This is a genomic window from Roseateles sp., from assembly GCF_036404855.1.
Classification (GTDB): Bacteria; Pseudomonadota; Gammaproteobacteria; order Burkholderiales; family Burkholderiaceae_C; genus Pelomonas.
In genome coordinates this window covers 1-16,947 of sequence record NZ_DASWYS010000049.1, presented here as the reverse complement: position 1 = coordinate 16,947, position 16,947 = coordinate 1, and the positions used below count along the sequence as shown (strand labels likewise).

Sequence of the window (16,947 nt, the reverse complement as noted above, 5' to 3'; positions counted from 1 at the left end):
ATCAGCATTCAAGGATTAGAGATGGAAGACATCCTGATCAACTGGTCCCCGCAGGAGACGCGGGTGGCGGTGGTCGAGAACGGCGCCGTACAGGAACTGCACCTCGAGCGCACGCTGGAGCGGGGCCTGGTCGGCAACGTCTACCTTGGCAAGGTCGTGCGCGTGCTGCCGGGCATGCAGTCGGCCTTCATCGACATCGGCCTGGAGCGTGCCGCCTTCCTGCACGTGGCCGACCTGCACAGCGCCTCGCAGTTCGGTCATGGTCGGCACCAGGGCGCCCATGGCCCGGACATGCCGCCCACGCCCATCGAGCGGCTCGTCTTCGAGGGCCAGCCGCTGACGGTGCAGGTCATCAAGGACCCCATCGGCACCAAGGGTGCGCGCCTGTCCAGCCAGATCAGCATCGCCGGCCGCATGCTCGTCTACCTGCCGCAGGACGAGCACATCGGCATCAGCCAGAAGATCGGCTCGCCTGAGACGCGCGAGGCGCTGCGCGCACGCATGGTGGCGCTGGTGGGTACCAAGGAGCAGGGCGGCGGAGGCGGCTTCATCCTGCGCACCAACGCGGAGGATGCGAGCGACGAGGAACTGGCTGCCGACATCGCCTACCTGCGCAAGACGTGGCAGCAGATTCGCGCTGGCGCGCTCAGCACGCCGCCGGCCAGCCTGCTGCACCAGGATCTCAGCCTGGTCGAGCGTGTGCTGCGCGACCTGACGAGCGAGCGCACCGGCTCCATCCGCATCGACTCCAAGATGCAGTACGACGTGCTGCGCCAGTTCGGCGAGACCTTCATGCCGGCCGCGACGGCCAAGCTGGAGCACTATCGCGGCGAGCGGCCCATCTTCGACCTGTGCAACGTGGATGCCGAAATCGCCCGCGCGCTGGCGCGCAAGGTGGAACTGAAGTCGGGTGGCTCGCTGGTGTTCGACCAGACCGAGGCGATGACGACCATCGACGTCAACACCGGCGGCTTCGTGGGTGCCAAGAACTTCGACGACACCATCTTCAAGACCAACCTCGAGGCGGCCGGCGCCATCGCGCGCCAGCTGCGTCTGCGCAACCTGGGCGGCATCATCATCGTCGACTTCATCGACATGACGCGGGAAGAGCACAAGGCCGCGGTGCTCGCGGAGTTCAAGAAGCAGCTGGCCCGCGACCGCACCAAGGTCACCGTCGGCGGCTTCACGCAGCTGGGCCTGGTGGAGATGACGCGCAAGCGCACCCGTGAATCGCTGGCTCGCATGCTCTGCGAACCTTGCCCGACCTGCGAAGGTCGTGGCCAGGTGAAGACGGCGCGCTCGGTCTGCTACGACATCCTGCGCGAGATCCTGCGCGAGGCCCGCCAGTTCTCGCCCAGGGAGTTCCGCGTCGTCGCGGCGGCCAATGTCGTCGAGATGCTGCTGGACGAGGAGAGTGCCCATCTGGCTGGCCTGTCCGACTTCATTGGCAAGCCCATCTCGCTGACGGCCGAGCCGACCAATCAGACCGAGCACTACGACATCGTGCTGCTCTGAACGCCCGGCCGCGGCGCGACGCGGCGTTGTCTGACGTTGCCATGGCCTGCCTGCGGCAGAATCGCGCGTCATGCTCGAACTCGTTTCCCGCCGCCGCAGCCTTGCTGCCCTTGCCGCGCTGGGCGCCGGCCCCGCGCTCGCCCAGGTCCGCATCGACATCGCCGGTGTTGGCGGCACCCGCATCCCGGTGGGTATCGTCGACTTCCGCGACGAATCCAGATCACCCCAGCCCATTGCCGCCATCGTGCGCGCCGATCTCGAGCGCAGCGGCCTGTTCCGCAGCGTCGATGCTCCTGGAGGCCTCAGCGAGACCAGCACCCCGGTCTGGCCCGACTGGCGCGCGCGCCAGGCCGACGCCCTTGCGGCCGGCTCGGTCACCCGTCTTGCCGATGGCCGGCTGGACATCCGCTTCAAGCTCTGGGACGTCGTCAAGGGGACCGAGCTGGTCGGCGAAGCCCATGCCGTGCATCCCGACGACGCACGCCTGGCGGCCCACCGCATCGCCGACACCATCTACGAGAAGCTGACTGGTGAACGCGGCGCCTTTGCGACGCGCATGGCCTACGTCACCAAGGCTGGTCCGCGCTACAGCCTCGTCGTGGCCGATGCGGACGGAGAGGGCGCCAAGGTCGCACTGACCAGCCCCGAGCCCATCATCTCGCCGGCCTGGGCTCCCAACGGCCGCGAGCTGGCCTATGTGTCGTTTGAGAGTCGCAAGGCCACCGTGCGCATCCAGGACGTGCTGACCGGCCAGCGCCGCGTGCTGGCCGACTTCAAGGGCACCAACAGTGCGCCCGCCTGGTCGCCCGACGGGCAGCGGCTCGTGCTCAGCCTGTCGCGCGAGGGTGGCACGCAGCTCTTTGTCATCAACCGTGACGGCTCCGGCCTGCGCCGGCTGGCGCGCAGCAGTGCGATCGACACGGAGGCCTGCTACTCGCCGGACGGTAGCAAGATCTATTTCGTCAGCGATCGTGGCGGTGGCCCGCAGATCTACCGCATGCCGGCGGACGGCGGCACGGCCGAGCGTGTGAGTTTCAGCGGCAACTACAACATCAGCCCGGCCGTCAGCCCCGATGGCCGCACGCTGGCCTACATCACGCGAGTCAGCGGCGCTTTCCGTCTCAGCGTGATGGACCTCGGCACGGGGCAGTCGCAGCAGATCAGCGACGCCAACGACGACGAGAGCCCGGCCTTCTCGCCCAACGGCAAGCTCATCGTCTACGCCAGCCGCGCAGGCGGCAAGGAAGTGCTCATGACGACGACGCTGGACGGCAAGATCAAGACCCCGCTGCTCGTCACCTTGGTCGAGGTGCGTGAGCCGACCTGGGGGCCATTTACGCGTTAGTAACTTGACACCCCGCCCCTTGTTGGACAATGCACGGGCTCGCGCCGCTGTTGGCGCCGTGCGCCATTCCCTCGCCCCCCGTCCGTTGTGGAGAACATTCGAATGAAACTGACCCGCTATGCGCTCACCCTGATTGCCGCCGCCGCCCTGGCCGGTTGCGGTTCCGCCGTCAAGCTGGACGAGCCCGCGCCGGTCGAGACGCGCCAGCCCACGCCTGCCGTGGCCACCCCGCCGGCTCAGCCGGCCGAACCGGCCCAGACGGCCGTGCCGACGGTGGACCTGTTCAGCAAGTACACGCAGGACGTCAAGGACAAGCGCGTCGTCTACTTCGACTTCGACAGCGACGTCGTCAAGGAAGAGTACCGTCCGCTGATCGACCTGCACGCCAAGCGCCTGAATGCCAACAAGAAGGCCGCCCTGAACCTGGAAGGCCACACCGACGAGCGCGGCGGCCGTGAGTACAACCTGGCCCTCGGCCAGCGCCGTGCCGAAGCCGTTGCCAAGTCGCTGACCCTGCTGGGCGTCGGTGCCAACCAGGTCGAAGCCGTCAGCTTCGGCAAGGAGCGTCCCGCCGTTCAAGGCAGCGGTGAAGAGGCCTGGGCCAAGAACCGCCGCGTCGAGCTCAAGGACAAGTGACAGTGATGCGCGTTCTGCGACTGTCGCTCACGGCGATCGCCGTGGGCGCGGCCTTCATGCAGCCCGCCCAGGCGGGCCTCTTCGAGGATGACGAGGCCCGCAAGGCCATCCTCGAACTGCGCACCAAGGTGCAGGCCAACGAGGACGCTGCCAAGCAGCGTGCCGAGCAGCTCAATGCCTTGATCCAGGATCAGCTGCAGCCGTTGCGCCGCAGTTTGCTGGACCTGAATGGCCAGATCGACGCCTTGCGCGCCGAGATCGCCAAGCTGCGCGGCGCCAACGAGCAACTCGCCCGGGACCTGGCCGACACGCAGCGCAAGCTGACCGACCAGTCGCAGTCCGTTGAAGCGCGCCTCAAGCCGCTGGAGCCGCAAAAGGTCAGCCTTGACGGCCGCGAGTTCCAGGTCAGCCCGGACGAGCGCAGTCAGTACGAAGCCGCCATCGGCCTCGTGCGTCGCGGCGACTTCCCCGAGGCTGTCGGCGCGCTCAATGCCTTCCTGAAGCGCTACCCGGCCAGCGGTTACACCGATTCGGTGCGCTTCTGGCTCGGCAACGCCCAGTACGGCAAGCGCGACTACAAGGACGCCATCGCGACCTTCAGGGCCTTCATCGCCGGCAATGCCGACCATCCGCGAGCGGGCGAAGCCCTGCTCGCGCTGGCCAATTGCCAGATCGAGCTGAAGGACAGCAAGGGCGCGCGCCGCAGCCTGGAAGACCTCATCAAGACCTACCCCAGCACGGAGGCTGCGCAAGCCGGCAAGGAACGTCTGCGCGCCTTGAAGTGATGCTTCCGCACCCGCGGGCTGCCTCGTGCGGGGCGGACGGCGCGCTCGGGGCAGCCCGGCGCGCGACGTGATGGATCAGCTCGAAGCTGATCTGGAGCGCCGCTTCGGCGGCCTGCGTCGCCTGCATGGCGATGCGGCGTACCAGCGCCTGCGCGCCGCGCGCTTTGCCGTCGTGGGTCTGGGCGGTGTCGGCTCCTGGGCCGTCGAGGCGCTCGCGCGTAGTGGCGTGGCCGAACTGACGCTGATCGACCTCGACCAGGTCTCCGAATCCAACATCAACCGCCAGATCCAGGCGCTCGGCTCGACCGTCGGCATGGCCAAGGCGCAGGCGCTGAAGGACCGCATCGCCGACATCCATCCAGGTTGCGCCGTGCGTGTCATCGAGGAGTTCGTCGAACCCGACAACTGGCCTGCGCTCGTCGGTGATGCGGCGTTCGACGGGTTGATCGATTGCTGCGACCAGGTCCGCGCCAAGGCCACACTGGCAGCCTGGGCCCGCGAACGCGGCCTGCCCTTTGTGACCGTCGGCGCTGCCGGGGGCAAGCGCGAGCCGCACCGCGTGGAACTCGACGACCTCAGCGCCACCACCCACGATCCGCTGCTGGCCTCCCTGCGTCAGCGCCTGCGCAAGCAGCACGCCGCGCCGCGTGTGGGGAAGATGGGCATCGCCTGCGTCTACTCTCGCGAGCCGGTTCACCTGCCTCAGCAGACCGAGGGCGAGGCGTGCGATGTGGACGGCAGCCTCAACTGCCACGGCTATGGCTCCAGCGTCACCGTCACCGCGACTTTCGGCCTGTGCGCCGCCGCGGAACTCCAACGGCTGCACCTGGCCAGCATGCCGTCTTGATGTTTTGAGCAGCAGGGATTCAAAAATTCTTGCGAAGCCGAAAAAAACCTGCCTATAATGGCAGGCTCTGCTTGACGCGGGATGTTAGCTCAGTCGGTAGAGCAGCGGACTTTTAATCCGTTGGTCGCAGGTTCGAATCCTGCACATCCCACCAGAATTTCTAGCGCTGATTTGAAAGAATCCACGCTATAATCTTTGGCTCAGCAAGGTCACCCAAGCTGAATCGAGGGCTCTTAGCTCAGTTGGTAGAGCAGCGGACTCTTAATCCGTTGGTCGTAGGTTCGAATCCTACAGGGCCCACCAACATTTCGCAGCGGCGACAAGGACTTAAGTTCTTGTCGCCGTTTTGCTTTCCGGCCCATGGGCTTCATTTCCCATGGTGGGAAATGGAGTCGTCAAATTGAGCGTCGCTTTGCCACCTTAGAGCGCCCGCAGACCTTCGCCGTCGTCGTCGGACTGGCGCTGGAGCTCGCCTCGTCTTGGGTGACGTCGTCGGCGCGTAGGCGCGTAGGTCGTGGAACGTGAATCTCCGACCAATCGCCTTCTTCTCGGCAGAGGTATCAGCAGGTGGAAGTCCTGTGTACTCGACACCGTCGGCCTGAAGACAACCAAGGAGGCGGCCAGCGGCAGACTGTTCGATGGGACCACGAAGAGGCCACTGGGGCAGGGCCTGCCAACCGAACTCGCGGCTTGCGCGGTGTCAGGGGGCCAACGGGTCGCGAAACCTGTCCGGATCCCCGAGGTCGCGCAAGGGAACGCTGAGGGCGGCCGGGGCGACGTAGTGGTGCTCTCCAAGCCCATTCAGCGATGACCGTTCTCCCGAGCTCCAGCGGCCGGCAAGTCTGCAGGGCAGGCGCCACGCAGGTCGGCTGCGACTCCGAGGGGGCAGGCAGGGCGCCAGCCTGCTCATGTTGTCGAGGCCGGTGCCTGCCTCAGGGCTTTGCAGGGTTCGGCTTGAGAAGGCCGTTCACGTCGAGCCAATGTATGAACAGGGCGAACCAGCCCTTCGCCGTGTTGCCCGGATAGCCCAGGCCGAAGCCATGTCCACCGTTCTGAAAGAGGTGGAACTCGACCGGCCGACCGGCGTCGTACCAAGACTTGACGATGCCGAACTGGCCCCGGAACAGGAAGTCGTCGGAGGCAATGACGTTGAACATCGGCGGCGCATCCTTGGGCACGTCGACGGAGCCCATGCCCCCGTAGATGGGGGCGATGAAGGCGAGCTTCATCGTCTTGGAGGTCAGCGTGGCGTGCATCGTGAGGCCAGCCCCCGCCGAGAAGCCGATCATGCCGAGCCGCTTCGGGTCCACGCCCCATTCCTTCGCGCGCGACAAGATCAGCGCGTGGGCGGCCTCGGCGTCTGCGAGTTGGTTCGCGAGGTCGGGTAGCAGCGAGCGCGGGTTGCCATCGCCCGAACCTGCGGACGCAAACATGCGGTCCATCGAGTCCTTGAAGCCATCGAGCGACTCCGGTGTCGGCTGCAGCCGGTACTTGAGCACGAAGGCGGCGATGCCCTGGTCTGCCAGTGCGTTGGCGACGGCCCACCCCTCGTGGTTGAGGGCCAGCCAGCGGAAGCCGCCGCCGGGCACCACCAACACGGCCGCGCCGTTGGCCTTGCCGGGTTCGGGCAGGAAGGGGGTGAGCGTCGCCGTCGTGATGTTGCGGGCCATCGGTTGGCCCCACTGGCGGAACCAGCTTTCCGTCGCGGGCTGGTCATCGACGCCCCCGGTGTTGAGCTTGATCGCCCGCGGCTCGGGCGGTGCCGGGATGGGGTGGATGGTCCCGTCCTGCGCGAAGGCACCCGCCGTGGCGGGAAGCAGGAAAGCGAAGAAGATGGTGCGCAACGCGTACAGGGTCATAGCGGGTGAAGTAGGAGGAAGGACAAATGCCGCAGGCGCTCAGCGCGGCAGTGGCTGCCAGCGTGTCAGCGAGAACGTGGCGCTTTCCACCGTGGCGCCCGTGCCCGGCTGACCCCCGCCTACGCTGAGGCTGTAGTTCCCGGGCATGACTTGGCGCAAGCCGTCACGGTCGACGAAACTCAGGTCCCGGGCGTTGAGCTGCCAGGTCACCCCGCGCCGCTCACCCGCTTTCAGGCTCAGGCGCTGAAAGCCGCGTAGCGCCAGTCGAGGTCCCCCGTCGAAGCGCGGCGGCGTCAGGTAGAGCTGGGCGACTTCGTCCCCATCACGCGCACTGGTGTTGGTGATGGCGGTGCGCACGACCAGTGCTACGTCCTTGCCGTCGTCATGCACTTCGACCTTCACCGGCTCGTAGCGGAAGCTCGAATAGCTCAGACCATGGCCGAACGGATAGACCACAGGCTTGCCGAAGAAGCGATAGGTGCGGCCGGCCATGCGGTAGTCGTCGAAGGGCGGCAGGTCGGCGGTGCCGCGGTAGAAGGTCACCGGTAGGCGGCCGGCCGGGTTGGCTGCTCCGGCCAGCACCTGGGCGACGGCTTGCCCGCCGCCCTCGCCGGGATACCAGGCCTGCAGCACGGCGGCGGCGTTGTCCTTGGCCCAGGACAGGTCGATGGCACTTCCGCTGAAGTTCACGACCACGACCGGCTTGCCGAGCTTCGCCACGGCATGCAGATAGGCACGCTGGTCGGCCGGCAGGTCGAGCTTGGTGCGGTCGCCGCCCGAGAAGCCGTCGATCTTGACGGGCATCTCCTCGCCCTCAAGGTCGGACGTGAGGCCCACGACGGCGACGATCGCATCGGTATCCCTCGCCCCTGCGCGCAAATCCGCCAGCGGTTGGCGCGACACGCGCTTGCAGATCATGCCGGGCGGTGCACCGGCACCCGATTCGGTCTCGAACTGCAGCGGGTAGCGATTGCCCTGCTTCAGGTCGACCTGCACCAAGGCGATCGGCTCTGCCCAGCGCGTCGGCGTCTTCGCCAGCACCACGTCGCGGCCGGCAATGCGCACCTGGCCCTTCATGCCCGAGATGCCCAGCCGGTAGCTGCCTGTCTCGGGCGCGACGAAGAATCCCTTCCATACCGTCCGCACCACATCGCCCGCACCGTCCACGTCCTGAGGGCGCGACTCGATCTGCAAGACCGTATGGCTGCCGACGGCTCTGGCCTCGAAGCGACGCTTGCCGAGCTCGGTCGGCGAGGCGGGCTGCATGTTGAAGTAGCTGGCTTGCAGGCCTGGACCGCCGTCCGGGCCGATGAAGGCACGGGCCGGCAGCGGGTCACCGTCAGTGATGGACGCCCCGAAAGGCACGAGCTTCACCTGCGTGGCACCGAACTGCCGAGCCAGACCCTCGAAGACTGTCTGTGTCGGCCCGGTCTGGCTGGAGGAGTAATTGCCGCGCATGACGCGCCGCGCATCGGCCAGCGGGCCGACGACGGCGATGCGGGCCGAGGCCTTCAGTGGCAGCGCGCCATCATTCTTCAACAGCACCAAGCTCTCGACTGCAGATCGCAGGGCCAATGCACGGTGCTCGGGCGAGTTGATGACCTCGGCCTTCGGAAAGCTGCGCTCCGACATGCCGGACAAGTCGCCGTTGCGCACGCGGGCTGAGAACAGCCGCACCAGCGCGACGTCGATGTCGGCCTCGCGGATAAGGCCGCGCTGCAGCGCCTGCTTGTAGGGCTCGCCCAGGCCGGGCTTGTGACCGAGCGTGGCGGTGTTGCACTCGTTGTCCATGCCCGCCTTGATGGCCGCAGCGGCACCGGCCGCAGCATCGACCGCGTACTTGTGGTTCGCGCTGATGTCGACGACGGCATCGCAGTCCGACACCACATAGCCGCCGAACTGCCAGTCTTGGCGCAGCGTCTTCACCAGCAGGCTCTGGCTGGCGCAGGCGGGCTCGCCGTTGATGCGGTTGTAAGCGCACATGATGGAGCCCGCCTGCGCGTCGACGATCGCGGCGCGGAACGCCGGTAGGTAGGTGTCCTCCAGATCCTGGGCTGATACCCACACGTCCACGGTGTGCCGGGTGGACTCAGGCCCGCTGTGCACGGCGAAGTGCTTGGGGCTGGCGATGACCTGAGGTCGCGTGGCGTCCGGCCCTTGCATGCCGCTCACGAAGGCCTTGGCCAGCGTGCTGGTCAGGAAGGGGTCTTCCCCGTAGGTTTCCTGGCCACGCCCCCAGCGCGGATCGCGAAAGATGTTGATGTTGGGCGACCAGGTGTTCAGTGCGCCGCCGATGCGGTTGGGGCTGGGCTTGTGTCTGCCGAGCGCGTACACGGCGCGCACTTCGGTGCTGATGCTGGCGGCCACGTCCTGCATCAGCTGGTCGTCGAAACTCGCGGCCAAGCCGATCGGCTGCGGAAAGTTGGTTGTCGCTCCTGGGCCAAAGGCGCCATGCAGCGACTCCGTCCACCAGTTGTAAGCCGGAATGCCCAAGCGTGGAATGGCAGGTGCGCCATTGAGCAACTGCTCGACCTTCTCGTCCATCGTCAGCTGGGAGACGATATGGCGGGCCCGGGGGGCCGCATCGCTTGGGGGTGTCGCCCATGCCGCCATGGCGGTGAGTGCTGCGCCACAGGCCAAGAAGGCCGTTCGAATCAGCTCCAAGCTTGTCTCCGAAATCGTTGTTGGCACGCATTGTGTGGTAGCGCAACCAATTTTGTCGATTGCGACGTCTGGCCTGAGTTTTTCCCTTGGCCGGTTCCTCCGATTTCGCGCATGCATCCAGGCCGCGGCGTCTTCTGTGCGTCTGCGTCTGACTGCAGGGCCTCGCGCCCGAGAACGGCGAGATCCGGCGGGTTGGCGGGCGGCATGCGCAGGCCCGATGGCTGTCAGGCGTCTGACTGACCTTGGGGCCTCGTAAGTTTTGGGGATGCTGCGGTGGGGGCTGACTTCAATACTGCAGGTCCGTACTGGCCCGACACGTGTTGGCGTTCAGCGAAGGAGACGTGCAATGCCATCGAAGAAGACTGCGACCACTGCCCGCTTCATCCTCATGCCGCTGCGGGGCTTCACGTCTGAGGACATGAAGAACGTCGACGAAAGAGGAGCGGTGTTCGCGGCAGCCGCGACAAACCGGCTGGCGGTGATGTCGACGGCCGGGCAGGCTCGCAAGCCGGTGATGAAGGTGGTTCACTCGATCGAGGCGAACGGCCCCAAGTTGGTCGAGATGGGCCCCGAAGAGATCGCCGCGTTGCGAGTGTCGGATCCTGGCGTGAAGGCCCTGCCGGTGGTCGAGTACGAGCTGATGCGCATGCCGAGGTTGGAGGTGGTGACCAAGGCGGCAGCTTCAGCGGCTCTCGCGCTGGCGACCAAGCTGCAGGTCACCTTCGTCGATGCGAAAACGAAAAAGGCCGTGAAAGGCGTGACGGTGGTGGCCTTCACGAACTTCGCCAAGCGGGAGGGGGCGAGTGGCACGACCAACAGCAAGGGCGTGGTGACGCTGGGATTTCCCGGCACCTCGGTGAAGTTGGACCTGTTGGTGGCCTATTCGCCGGCGGGCTACTGGGGCTACGGCAAGAGGAAGTTCACCCTCAAGACCGGTTCGACCCTTGCGGTCGAGCCAGTCAATCTTGCCCTGCCAGACTTCGCTGCGGCGTTGTACGGCAATCGGCCGGTCAATGCAGGGCAGGGCGTGAAGGTCGGCGTCATCGACACCGGTGTCGACGGTGCGCATCCGGATCTTGTGGTCGCAGGAGGAGCCGCGTTCGTCGTCGATGAGGGCGACGCTGGCGGATCCGGACCGGCTGCCAAGGACGGTGACCATGGCACGCATGTGGCTGGCATCATCGCCAGCCGCGGCGCGCCACATCCCGACGATGCCCACCATGCGCCGGGCAAACGAGGCATCGCACCGCAGGTGACACTGATGAGCTACCGCGTCTTCCCCAACGCAGGGGGCGGAGCCAGCAACTACGACATCATTCGGGCCATCGATCAAGGCGTGAAGGACGGCTGCGACCTCCTGAATCTCAGCCTGGGATCGCAGGTGCCAGACGACACGGTCCACGCGGCCATGAAGGACGCCTTCGATCAGGGGACGGTCTGCGTCGTGGCCGCCGGCAACGATGAGCGCAAGCCGGTGTCATATCCAGCCGCGTGGGACGTCGCCGTGGCGGTCAGCAGCTTGGGGAAGAAGGGCACCTATCCGGCCACGTCCAATGAGATCCTGGACGAGGTGCCCCCCTTTGCGAAGAGCGATCCGAAGATCTACGTTTCCGCCTTCTCTAATGTGGGGCCGGCGATCGATGTCTGCGGGCCGGGCGAAGGCATCGTGTCGACACTGCCGGGCGGCAAGTACGGCGTGATGTCTGGCACGAGCATGGCCTGTCCTGCGGTCACCGGCGTGACGGCAGCGCTGCTGTCTGCCAACACGCCCGTGCTGAACATGGCTCGCAACCGTGACCGCTCTATCGCCATCATGGGCTTGATCACGGGTTCGGCCAAGACCTTGGGGTTCATCCAGCCCATGGAAGGAGTCGGTTTGATCCCGTAGACGGCCAACCCGGAACTGCCGGATGTGTTAAGTTTTGGCCATGGTGCGACTCGTCCTTCGCCGTTCAGAGGAGAGTGCCGCTTCCTCCGCCGAAGTGGCCGCTGCCGTTGCATCGCAACGTGGTGACATCCTGGACAACAGTGGCCGGACGATGCTGGTGAGTGTCGCCAGCTCTGAAGCAATCACCGCACTTCGGGATGCGCTTCCAGGGTGGGTGATCTCCGAGCAGGTGCAACGTATCCCGGTGCCGGACACCCGCTTGAAGGTCGGCTCAGGAGGGTGATTCACCTTGGGGAGCCTCCCCGACGAGGACCCCTCGGTCGCTGCCGCGAGTTGCACGGGCCCTCAACGTGCGAATTTGCGAATGACCGGGCTGACTGAGAACGTTCAGCATTCTCTTGCCGGATGAAAGATGCCGGCCGCGGGTCTGGCGCAGTCCATCGGGTCCCGGTGACTCCAGGTTCTTGATGAAGAGACGCGCATCCTCCACGGCTTCGCGACGAGCGACCGACTCGCCGTGTGCCGTCGGCTCAATCGGTTAGGGGCCCGTCATTCCGAGGTCACTGCCGGGTCATCCCGAGGTCACCGTGGGTCACTAGCCTACGGCCACTTCGACGCGCTGCCATGGCAAGCGTCTGACCTGCCGAGGAGTCCCCAGTGCAAATCCCTTCCGCCAAATCCGCGCTGCCACTGGCGCTCTGCGCACTGTTGAGCGGTGCGCCCGCATCGGCACAGTTCGCCACCAACGTGATCGTCAATGCAGGCGCCGAAGCCGGCCTGGGCGGCGACGGCAGCAGCAGCTTCGTCGGCAACCTGCCGGGGTGGGACGTCACCGGCGAGATGATGGGCATCGCCTACGCGCTCGGCTGTCCGGCGGGCTACCCTTGCACGACGCCGGCCAATCCCGGCCCCGCCAATGCCGGCTTCAACCATTTCGCCGGCGGCAACGCTCTTGTGTCCACGGCCAGCCAGTTGCTGAACCTGTCGTTCGCCTCCGCCGCTCTGGCCGGTGACGGTGTGCGCTTCGCGCTCTCGGGATGGCTGGGCGGCTACGCCTCGCAGAGCGACAGTATGAGCCTGTCGCTGACCTGGTTCAGCCCACTCGGCACGGTGCTCGGCACCACCACGTTGGCGCCGGTCACCGCCGCCGACCGCGGTAACGCCACGGGATTGCTGTACCGCGAGGCGAGTGGCCTCGTGCCCACGGGCTCGGTGGCGGCGCGCCTGACGCTGACGGCCACACGCTTCGGAAACGGCAGCTCTAACGACGGCTATGCCGACAACTTGTCGTTGGTCCTCACGCCGGTGCCCGAGCCCGCCACGCTGGGCTTGTTCTGCGCCGGGCTGCTGGGCCTTGGCGCGCTGCGCCTGCGCCGTCGCTGACCTCCGCCTCACCCACGCCGCGGACGCGCCCTGACGGCGCATTCGTACGTCTACGTCATCTCCTGCCAGAACAACTGCCATGACCTCACGTCGCAAGTTCCTCGGTGGCGCGGCCGCTGCCGGCCTCTCCGCCGCCAGCTTCAACGCCTTCCCGGCCTCCATTCGGCGCGCACTGTCCATCCCGGCCCACAACGCCACCGGGACCATCCAGGACGTCGAGCACGTCGTCATCCTGATGCAGGAGAACCGTGCGTTCGACCACTATTTCGGCACGCTGGCTGGTGTGCGCGGCTTTGGTGATCGCTTCACGATCCCGCTTTCCGATGGTCGCAGCGTCTGGCAGCAGCGCCTCGCCAACGGCAATGTCGTGCTGCCCTTCCATCTGGACGGCAGCGTCGGCAATGCGCAGCGCGCCAACGGCACGCCGCACGACTGGAACGATAGCCAGCAGGCCTGGGACAACGGCCGCATGGGCCAGTGGCCGCGCTACAAGAACCAGATATCGATGGGGTACTTCAATGCCAACGAGATCCCCTTCCAGTTCGCACTGGCCAATGCATTCACGCTGTGCGACGCCTACCACTGCGCGATGCACACCGGCACGGATGCGAACCGCTCGTTCTTCCTGACAGGCACCAACGGCGCCTTGCCGACCGGCGCCGCCTTCGTCACGAATGAGTGGGATGCGATCGACGGCCTGGCCAGCGGCGTGAACACGGGCTACACGTGGAAGACCTATGCCGAACGGCTGGAGGAAGCCGGCATCAACTGGATCAGCTACCAGAACATGCCCGACGAATGGGGCGACAACATGCTCGGCGCGTTCCGTCAGTTCAAGCGCGCCAACATCGCGTCGGGCTACCCGGTATCCAGTGGCGGCGCGCCCAACTCGCCCTACACCAACACCGGCCAGGCTCTTCCGTACCACGCCTACGACGCGGCCACCGACAACGCCAACAACCCGCTTTACAAGGGCATCGCGAACACGCTGCCCGGCACCAAGCCCGAGAACTACCTCGACGCCTTCAAGCGTGACATCGCCGCCGGGAAGCTGCCGCAGGTGTCCTGGCTGAACGCACCGTCGATCTACTGCGAGCACCCGGGGCCGTCCAGCCCGGTGCAGGGCGCGTGGTTCCTGCAGGAGGTGCTGGACGCGCTGACGGCCAATCCTGAGGTCTGGAGCAAGACTGTGCTGCTCGTCAACTTCGACGAGAACGACGGCTACTTCGACCACGTGCCGTCGCCTTCCGCGCCGTCGCCCAACGGCGCCGGCGGCTATGCCGGCAAGACCACGCTGTCGGCCGCCGACATGGGCCCTGAGTACTACACCCACGCCAAGCCGGCCGGCAGCACGCGCCAGCCCGCCGCCGACGGCCGCGTCTACGGCCCCGGCCCGCGCGTGCCGATGTTCGTGATCTCGCCGTGGAGTCGCGGCGGCTGGGTGAACTCGCAGGTGTTCGACCACACGTCGGTCCTGCGCTTCCTCGAGGCCCGATTCGGTGTGCAGGAACCCAACATCAGCGCGTTCCGGCGCGCTGTCTGTGGCGATCTGACCAGTGCCTTCAACTTCGCCACGCCCAACACCGAGGTGCTGCCGACATTGGCCGGGCGTCGCACCAAAGCCGAGGCGGATGCGCTGCGCAGCGCACAGGCGCAGTTGCCGCAGATCACGCCGCCCGCCAACGCGCAGCTGCCGGTGCAGGCGGCTGGTACGCGGCCTTCGCGCGCATTGCCGTATGAACTGGCCGCCATGTGCGAAGTGCAGCCCGGCGTCGCGTCGCTCGCCGCCACGACCGTCGCGCTGAGCTTCGCCAACACTGGCCGCCAGGCTGCCGTGTTCCACGTCTACGACCGCAACAACCTGGCCGCGCTGCCGCGCCGCTACATGGTCGAGTCGGGCAAGACGTTGTCGGACACCTGGACGCCTGCCGTCGGGGGTGCCTACGACCTGTGGGTGCTGGGCCCGAACGGCTTCCACCGCCACTTCACCGGCAGTGCGCTGCGCGCCGCGGCTGCGGGCCAGCCGCGCCCTGAGGTGCAGGTGCAGTGCGATGCAGCGACTGGAGAGCTGGTGCTGCGCTTTATCAATGCTGGCGCGGCGCCCTGCACCTTCACGCTGGGAGCGAATGCCTACGTCACGCGGAGCAGCGTGCAGACGCTGACGGCGCGCAGCGAGACGACGCTGCGCGTGCCGGTCGCCGCGGCGGACTACTGGTACGACTTCAGCGTCAAGGTCAGCGGCCTGCCCGAGTACGTGCGGCGCTTCGCCGGCCGCGTTGAGACCGGCCGGCACACCGTCAGCGACCCGGCCATGGGCCAGCGCTGACCCGAACCCTGCCTGCCCACTCAAGACTGATAGGAACTTTGATGAAATCCCTGTTCACTCTGGCTGCGATCGGCGCTGGCCTGGCGTTCGCCGCGCCGCTCGCCTCCGCTGCGACCACCGTTCTGACGTTCGACGGTATCGTCGGCAGCAATGACTACAGCGCTGTTCCAGCCAGCTACGGCGGCCTGGACTGGTCGGCCTCGACCTGGTCTGTGCTGACCAGCGAGCAGGCGCCGTACACGCCGCATTCCGACCAGGGTCGCATCACGCTTGCCTGGGGCAGCAACGACGCGGACAGCAGCATCCGCTTCACGCAGCCGGCCGTCTTCGAGGGCGCCTGGTTCGCCGGCTACAGTGAGGCTACCGTGCGCTTCGACCTCTACAGCGGCGGTCAACTGGTGGCCAGCTCGTCCACACTGACCCTGTCCGCCACGCCGACCTACCTGGCTTCTGGCTGGGGCGGCACGGTCGACAAGGTGGTCGTTTCCAGCCCGCTGCACGCGTTCTACGTGATGGACGACTTTGCCTACTCGCCGGTCAGCGACGTGCCCGAGCCGGCCAGTTGGGCCTTGATGCTGGCTGGTGGCGTTGTCATCGCTCGCATGTCGCGGCGGGCGGCCGGCGCTGGACGGTGAAAGAGCTGGAGTCCGTGCTTGCATGGACTGGCCGGAGTTGAGGACAGCTGCGGTCTCCCCACGGTGCTCCCCGGAGCCGTTGGTCATTGTCTCCACGCCCAAAACCGTGCCGATCGCGGGCTGTTCAACCTTGAGGAGGCGCCAAAGCCCGAGGGGCTACGCCGCTGGGCATTTGCTGCGCCTGGCGGGAAGCCATATCGGCGATTGAGCAAAGACTCGGGAACGCCGAGCTCCGGCAATGCGTCTAATGCGCGGAGGCCCTCATGCAAAACCTGCACCACCCCATGTCCACGCCCCATGCCGACCAGGCGCCGGATGAAGACCTCGTTTCGCTCGCCGCGAATGGCGACGCCGGTGCCTTCGAGGCCATCATGCGTCGCAACAACCGATTGCTGTTCCGCACCGCGCGCAGCATCCTGAGGAGCGACGCCGAAGCCGAGGATGCGTTGCAGGAGACCTACCTGCGTGCCTGGCGAGCGCTCAGTCGCTTTCGAGCCGATGCCAAGCTCTCCACCTGGCTGGTACGCATCGTGATCAATGAAGCCTTCGGGCGGCTGCGGCGGGTTGAAGCCCAAGTCATTCCTCTGGACGCCGCGATGAACTCGACCGAACCCGAGACCTTGATGTCGCTGACAGCCGACCCGGATCGGCAGCCTGAGCGCATCGCCATGCGCGAGGAACTCCGTCAGCTCATGGAGGCGCGAATCGACCTGTTGCCCGACACTTTCCGCAGCGTGTTCGTGCTGCGCGCCGTCGAGGAGCTGAGTGTCGAGGAAGTCTCGGAGGTGCTCGGAATTCCTGAGGCCACAGTGCGTACACGCTTCTTCCGTGCCCGCAGTCTGCTGCGTGAAGGCTTGGCGAGCGACATCGACGTCGCCCTTGGCGATGCGTTTGCCTTCGACGGGGCGCGTTGCGACCGCGTCGTCGCGGCCGTGCTGGCCCGAGCCGCTTCCGATGGAGCTTCTCCCAGCGAGTGAGGCGTCGGGCCCCAAGAGGTGCGCGTGAACATACCGCTTTCGGCGATAGGCACTCGGCTGGCCAACTACCTTGCCGAGCCCAGCATG

12 protein-coding genes and 2 tRNA genes are annotated in these 16,947 nt (G+C 66.6%); 12 read left to right on the top strand and 2 right to left on the bottom strand.

Features of this window, described 5'->3' with window-relative positions; translation table 11 throughout:
- Window positions 1–21: 21 nt before the first annotated feature.
- The 7 genes from rng to VGF12_RS02890 all read left to right on the top strand — a co-directional run bounded on the left by rng (window position 22) and on the right by VGF12_RS02890 (window position 5,431).
- Window positions 22–1,515, top strand: coding sequence for a ribonuclease G (gene rng / locus VGF12_RS02920; RefSeq protein ID WP_331174546.1), 1,494 nt, complete (start codon window positions 22–24; stop codon window positions 1,513–1,515).
- A gap of 70 nt (window positions 1,516–1,585) precedes the next feature.
- On the top strand, window positions 1,586–2,860 hold the full coding sequence (gene tolB, locus VGF12_RS02915; protein WP_331174545.1) for a Tol-Pal system beta propeller repeat protein TolB: 1,275 nt from the start codon (window positions 1,586–1,588) through the stop codon (window positions 2,858–2,860).
- 102 nt (window positions 2,861–2,962) lie between these two features.
- A complete protein-coding gene (pal, locus tag VGF12_RS02910; protein WP_331174544.1) occupies window positions 2,963–3,496 on the top strand; it encodes a peptidoglycan-associated lipoprotein Pal in 534 nt (177 codons plus the stop codon).
- Between the two features lie 5 nt (window positions 3,497–3,501).
- Window positions 3,502–4,281, top strand: coding sequence for a tol-pal system protein YbgF (ybgF, locus tag VGF12_RS02905; RefSeq protein WP_331174543.1), 780 nt, complete (start codon window positions 3,502–3,504; stop codon window positions 4,279–4,281).
- Between the two features lie 70 nt (window positions 4,282–4,351).
- Window positions 4,352–5,128 (top strand): tRNA threonylcarbamoyladenosine dehydratase, encoded by a 777-nt coding sequence (locus tag VGF12_RS02900; protein ID WP_331174542.1) that lies wholly within the window; start codon window positions 4,352–4,354, stop codon window positions 5,126–5,128.
- A 78-nt stretch (window positions 5,129–5,206) separates the two neighbouring features.
- Window positions 5,207–5,282: transfer RNA gene (locus VGF12_RS02895), tRNA-Lys, on the top strand.
- A 73-nt stretch (window positions 5,283–5,355) separates the two neighbouring features.
- Window positions 5,356–5,431: transfer RNA gene (locus tag VGF12_RS02890), tRNA-Lys, on the top strand.
- Between the two features lie 629 nt (window positions 5,432–6,060).
- On the opposite strand, the gene VGF12_RS02885 is transcribed toward VGF12_RS02890, so the two are convergent.
- Together VGF12_RS02885 and VGF12_RS02880 are read right to left on the bottom strand one after the other, a co-directional pair.
- Window positions 6,061–6,987, bottom strand: a complete 927-nt coding sequence (locus tag VGF12_RS02885) for an alpha/beta hydrolase (protein WP_331174541.1) — start codon at window positions 6,985–6,987, stop codon at window positions 6,061–6,063.
- Window positions 6,988–7,026: 39 nt separating this feature from the next.
- Window positions 7,027–9,651, bottom strand: a complete 2,625-nt coding sequence (locus tag VGF12_RS02880; RefSeq protein ID WP_331174540.1) for a glycoside hydrolase family 3 C-terminal domain-containing protein — start codon at window positions 9,649–9,651, stop codon at window positions 7,027–7,029.
- Between the two features lie 418 nt (window positions 9,652–10,069).
- Here VGF12_RS02880 and VGF12_RS02875 point away from each other — a divergent pair, with 418 nt between their 5' ends.
- The 5 genes from VGF12_RS02875 to VGF12_RS02855 all read left to right on the top strand — a co-directional run bounded on the left by VGF12_RS02875 (window position 10,070) and on the right by VGF12_RS02855 (window position 16,860).
- The gene (locus VGF12_RS02875) at window positions 10,070–11,539 is read left to right on the top strand and encodes a S8 family serine peptidase (RefSeq protein ID WP_331174539.1); all 1,470 of its coding nucleotides are present in this window, start codon (window positions 10,070–10,072) and stop codon (window positions 11,537–11,539) included.
- Between the two features lie 657 nt (window positions 11,540–12,196).
- A complete protein-coding gene (locus tag VGF12_RS02870) occupies window positions 12,197–12,922 on the top strand; it encodes a PEP-CTERM sorting domain-containing protein (RefSeq protein WP_331174538.1) in 726 nt (241 codons plus the stop codon).
- Window positions 12,923–13,001: 79 nt separating this feature from the next.
- The gene (locus VGF12_RS02865) at window positions 13,002–15,248 is read left to right on the top strand and encodes a phosphocholine-specific phospholipase C (protein WP_331174537.1); all 2,247 of its coding nucleotides are present in this window, start codon (window positions 13,002–13,004) and stop codon (window positions 15,246–15,248) included.
- A 41-nt stretch (window positions 15,249–15,289) separates the two neighbouring features.
- The gene (locus tag VGF12_RS02860; RefSeq protein WP_331174536.1) at window positions 15,290–15,883 is read left to right on the top strand and encodes a PEP-CTERM sorting domain-containing protein; all 594 of its coding nucleotides are present in this window, start codon (window positions 15,290–15,292) and stop codon (window positions 15,881–15,883) included.
- Between the two features lie 263 nt (window positions 15,884–16,146).
- A complete protein-coding gene (locus tag VGF12_RS02855; RefSeq protein ID WP_414709986.1) occupies window positions 16,147–16,860 on the top strand; it encodes an RNA polymerase sigma factor in 714 nt (237 codons plus the stop codon).
- The last annotated feature ends 87 nt before the right edge of the window (window positions 16,861–16,947 follow it).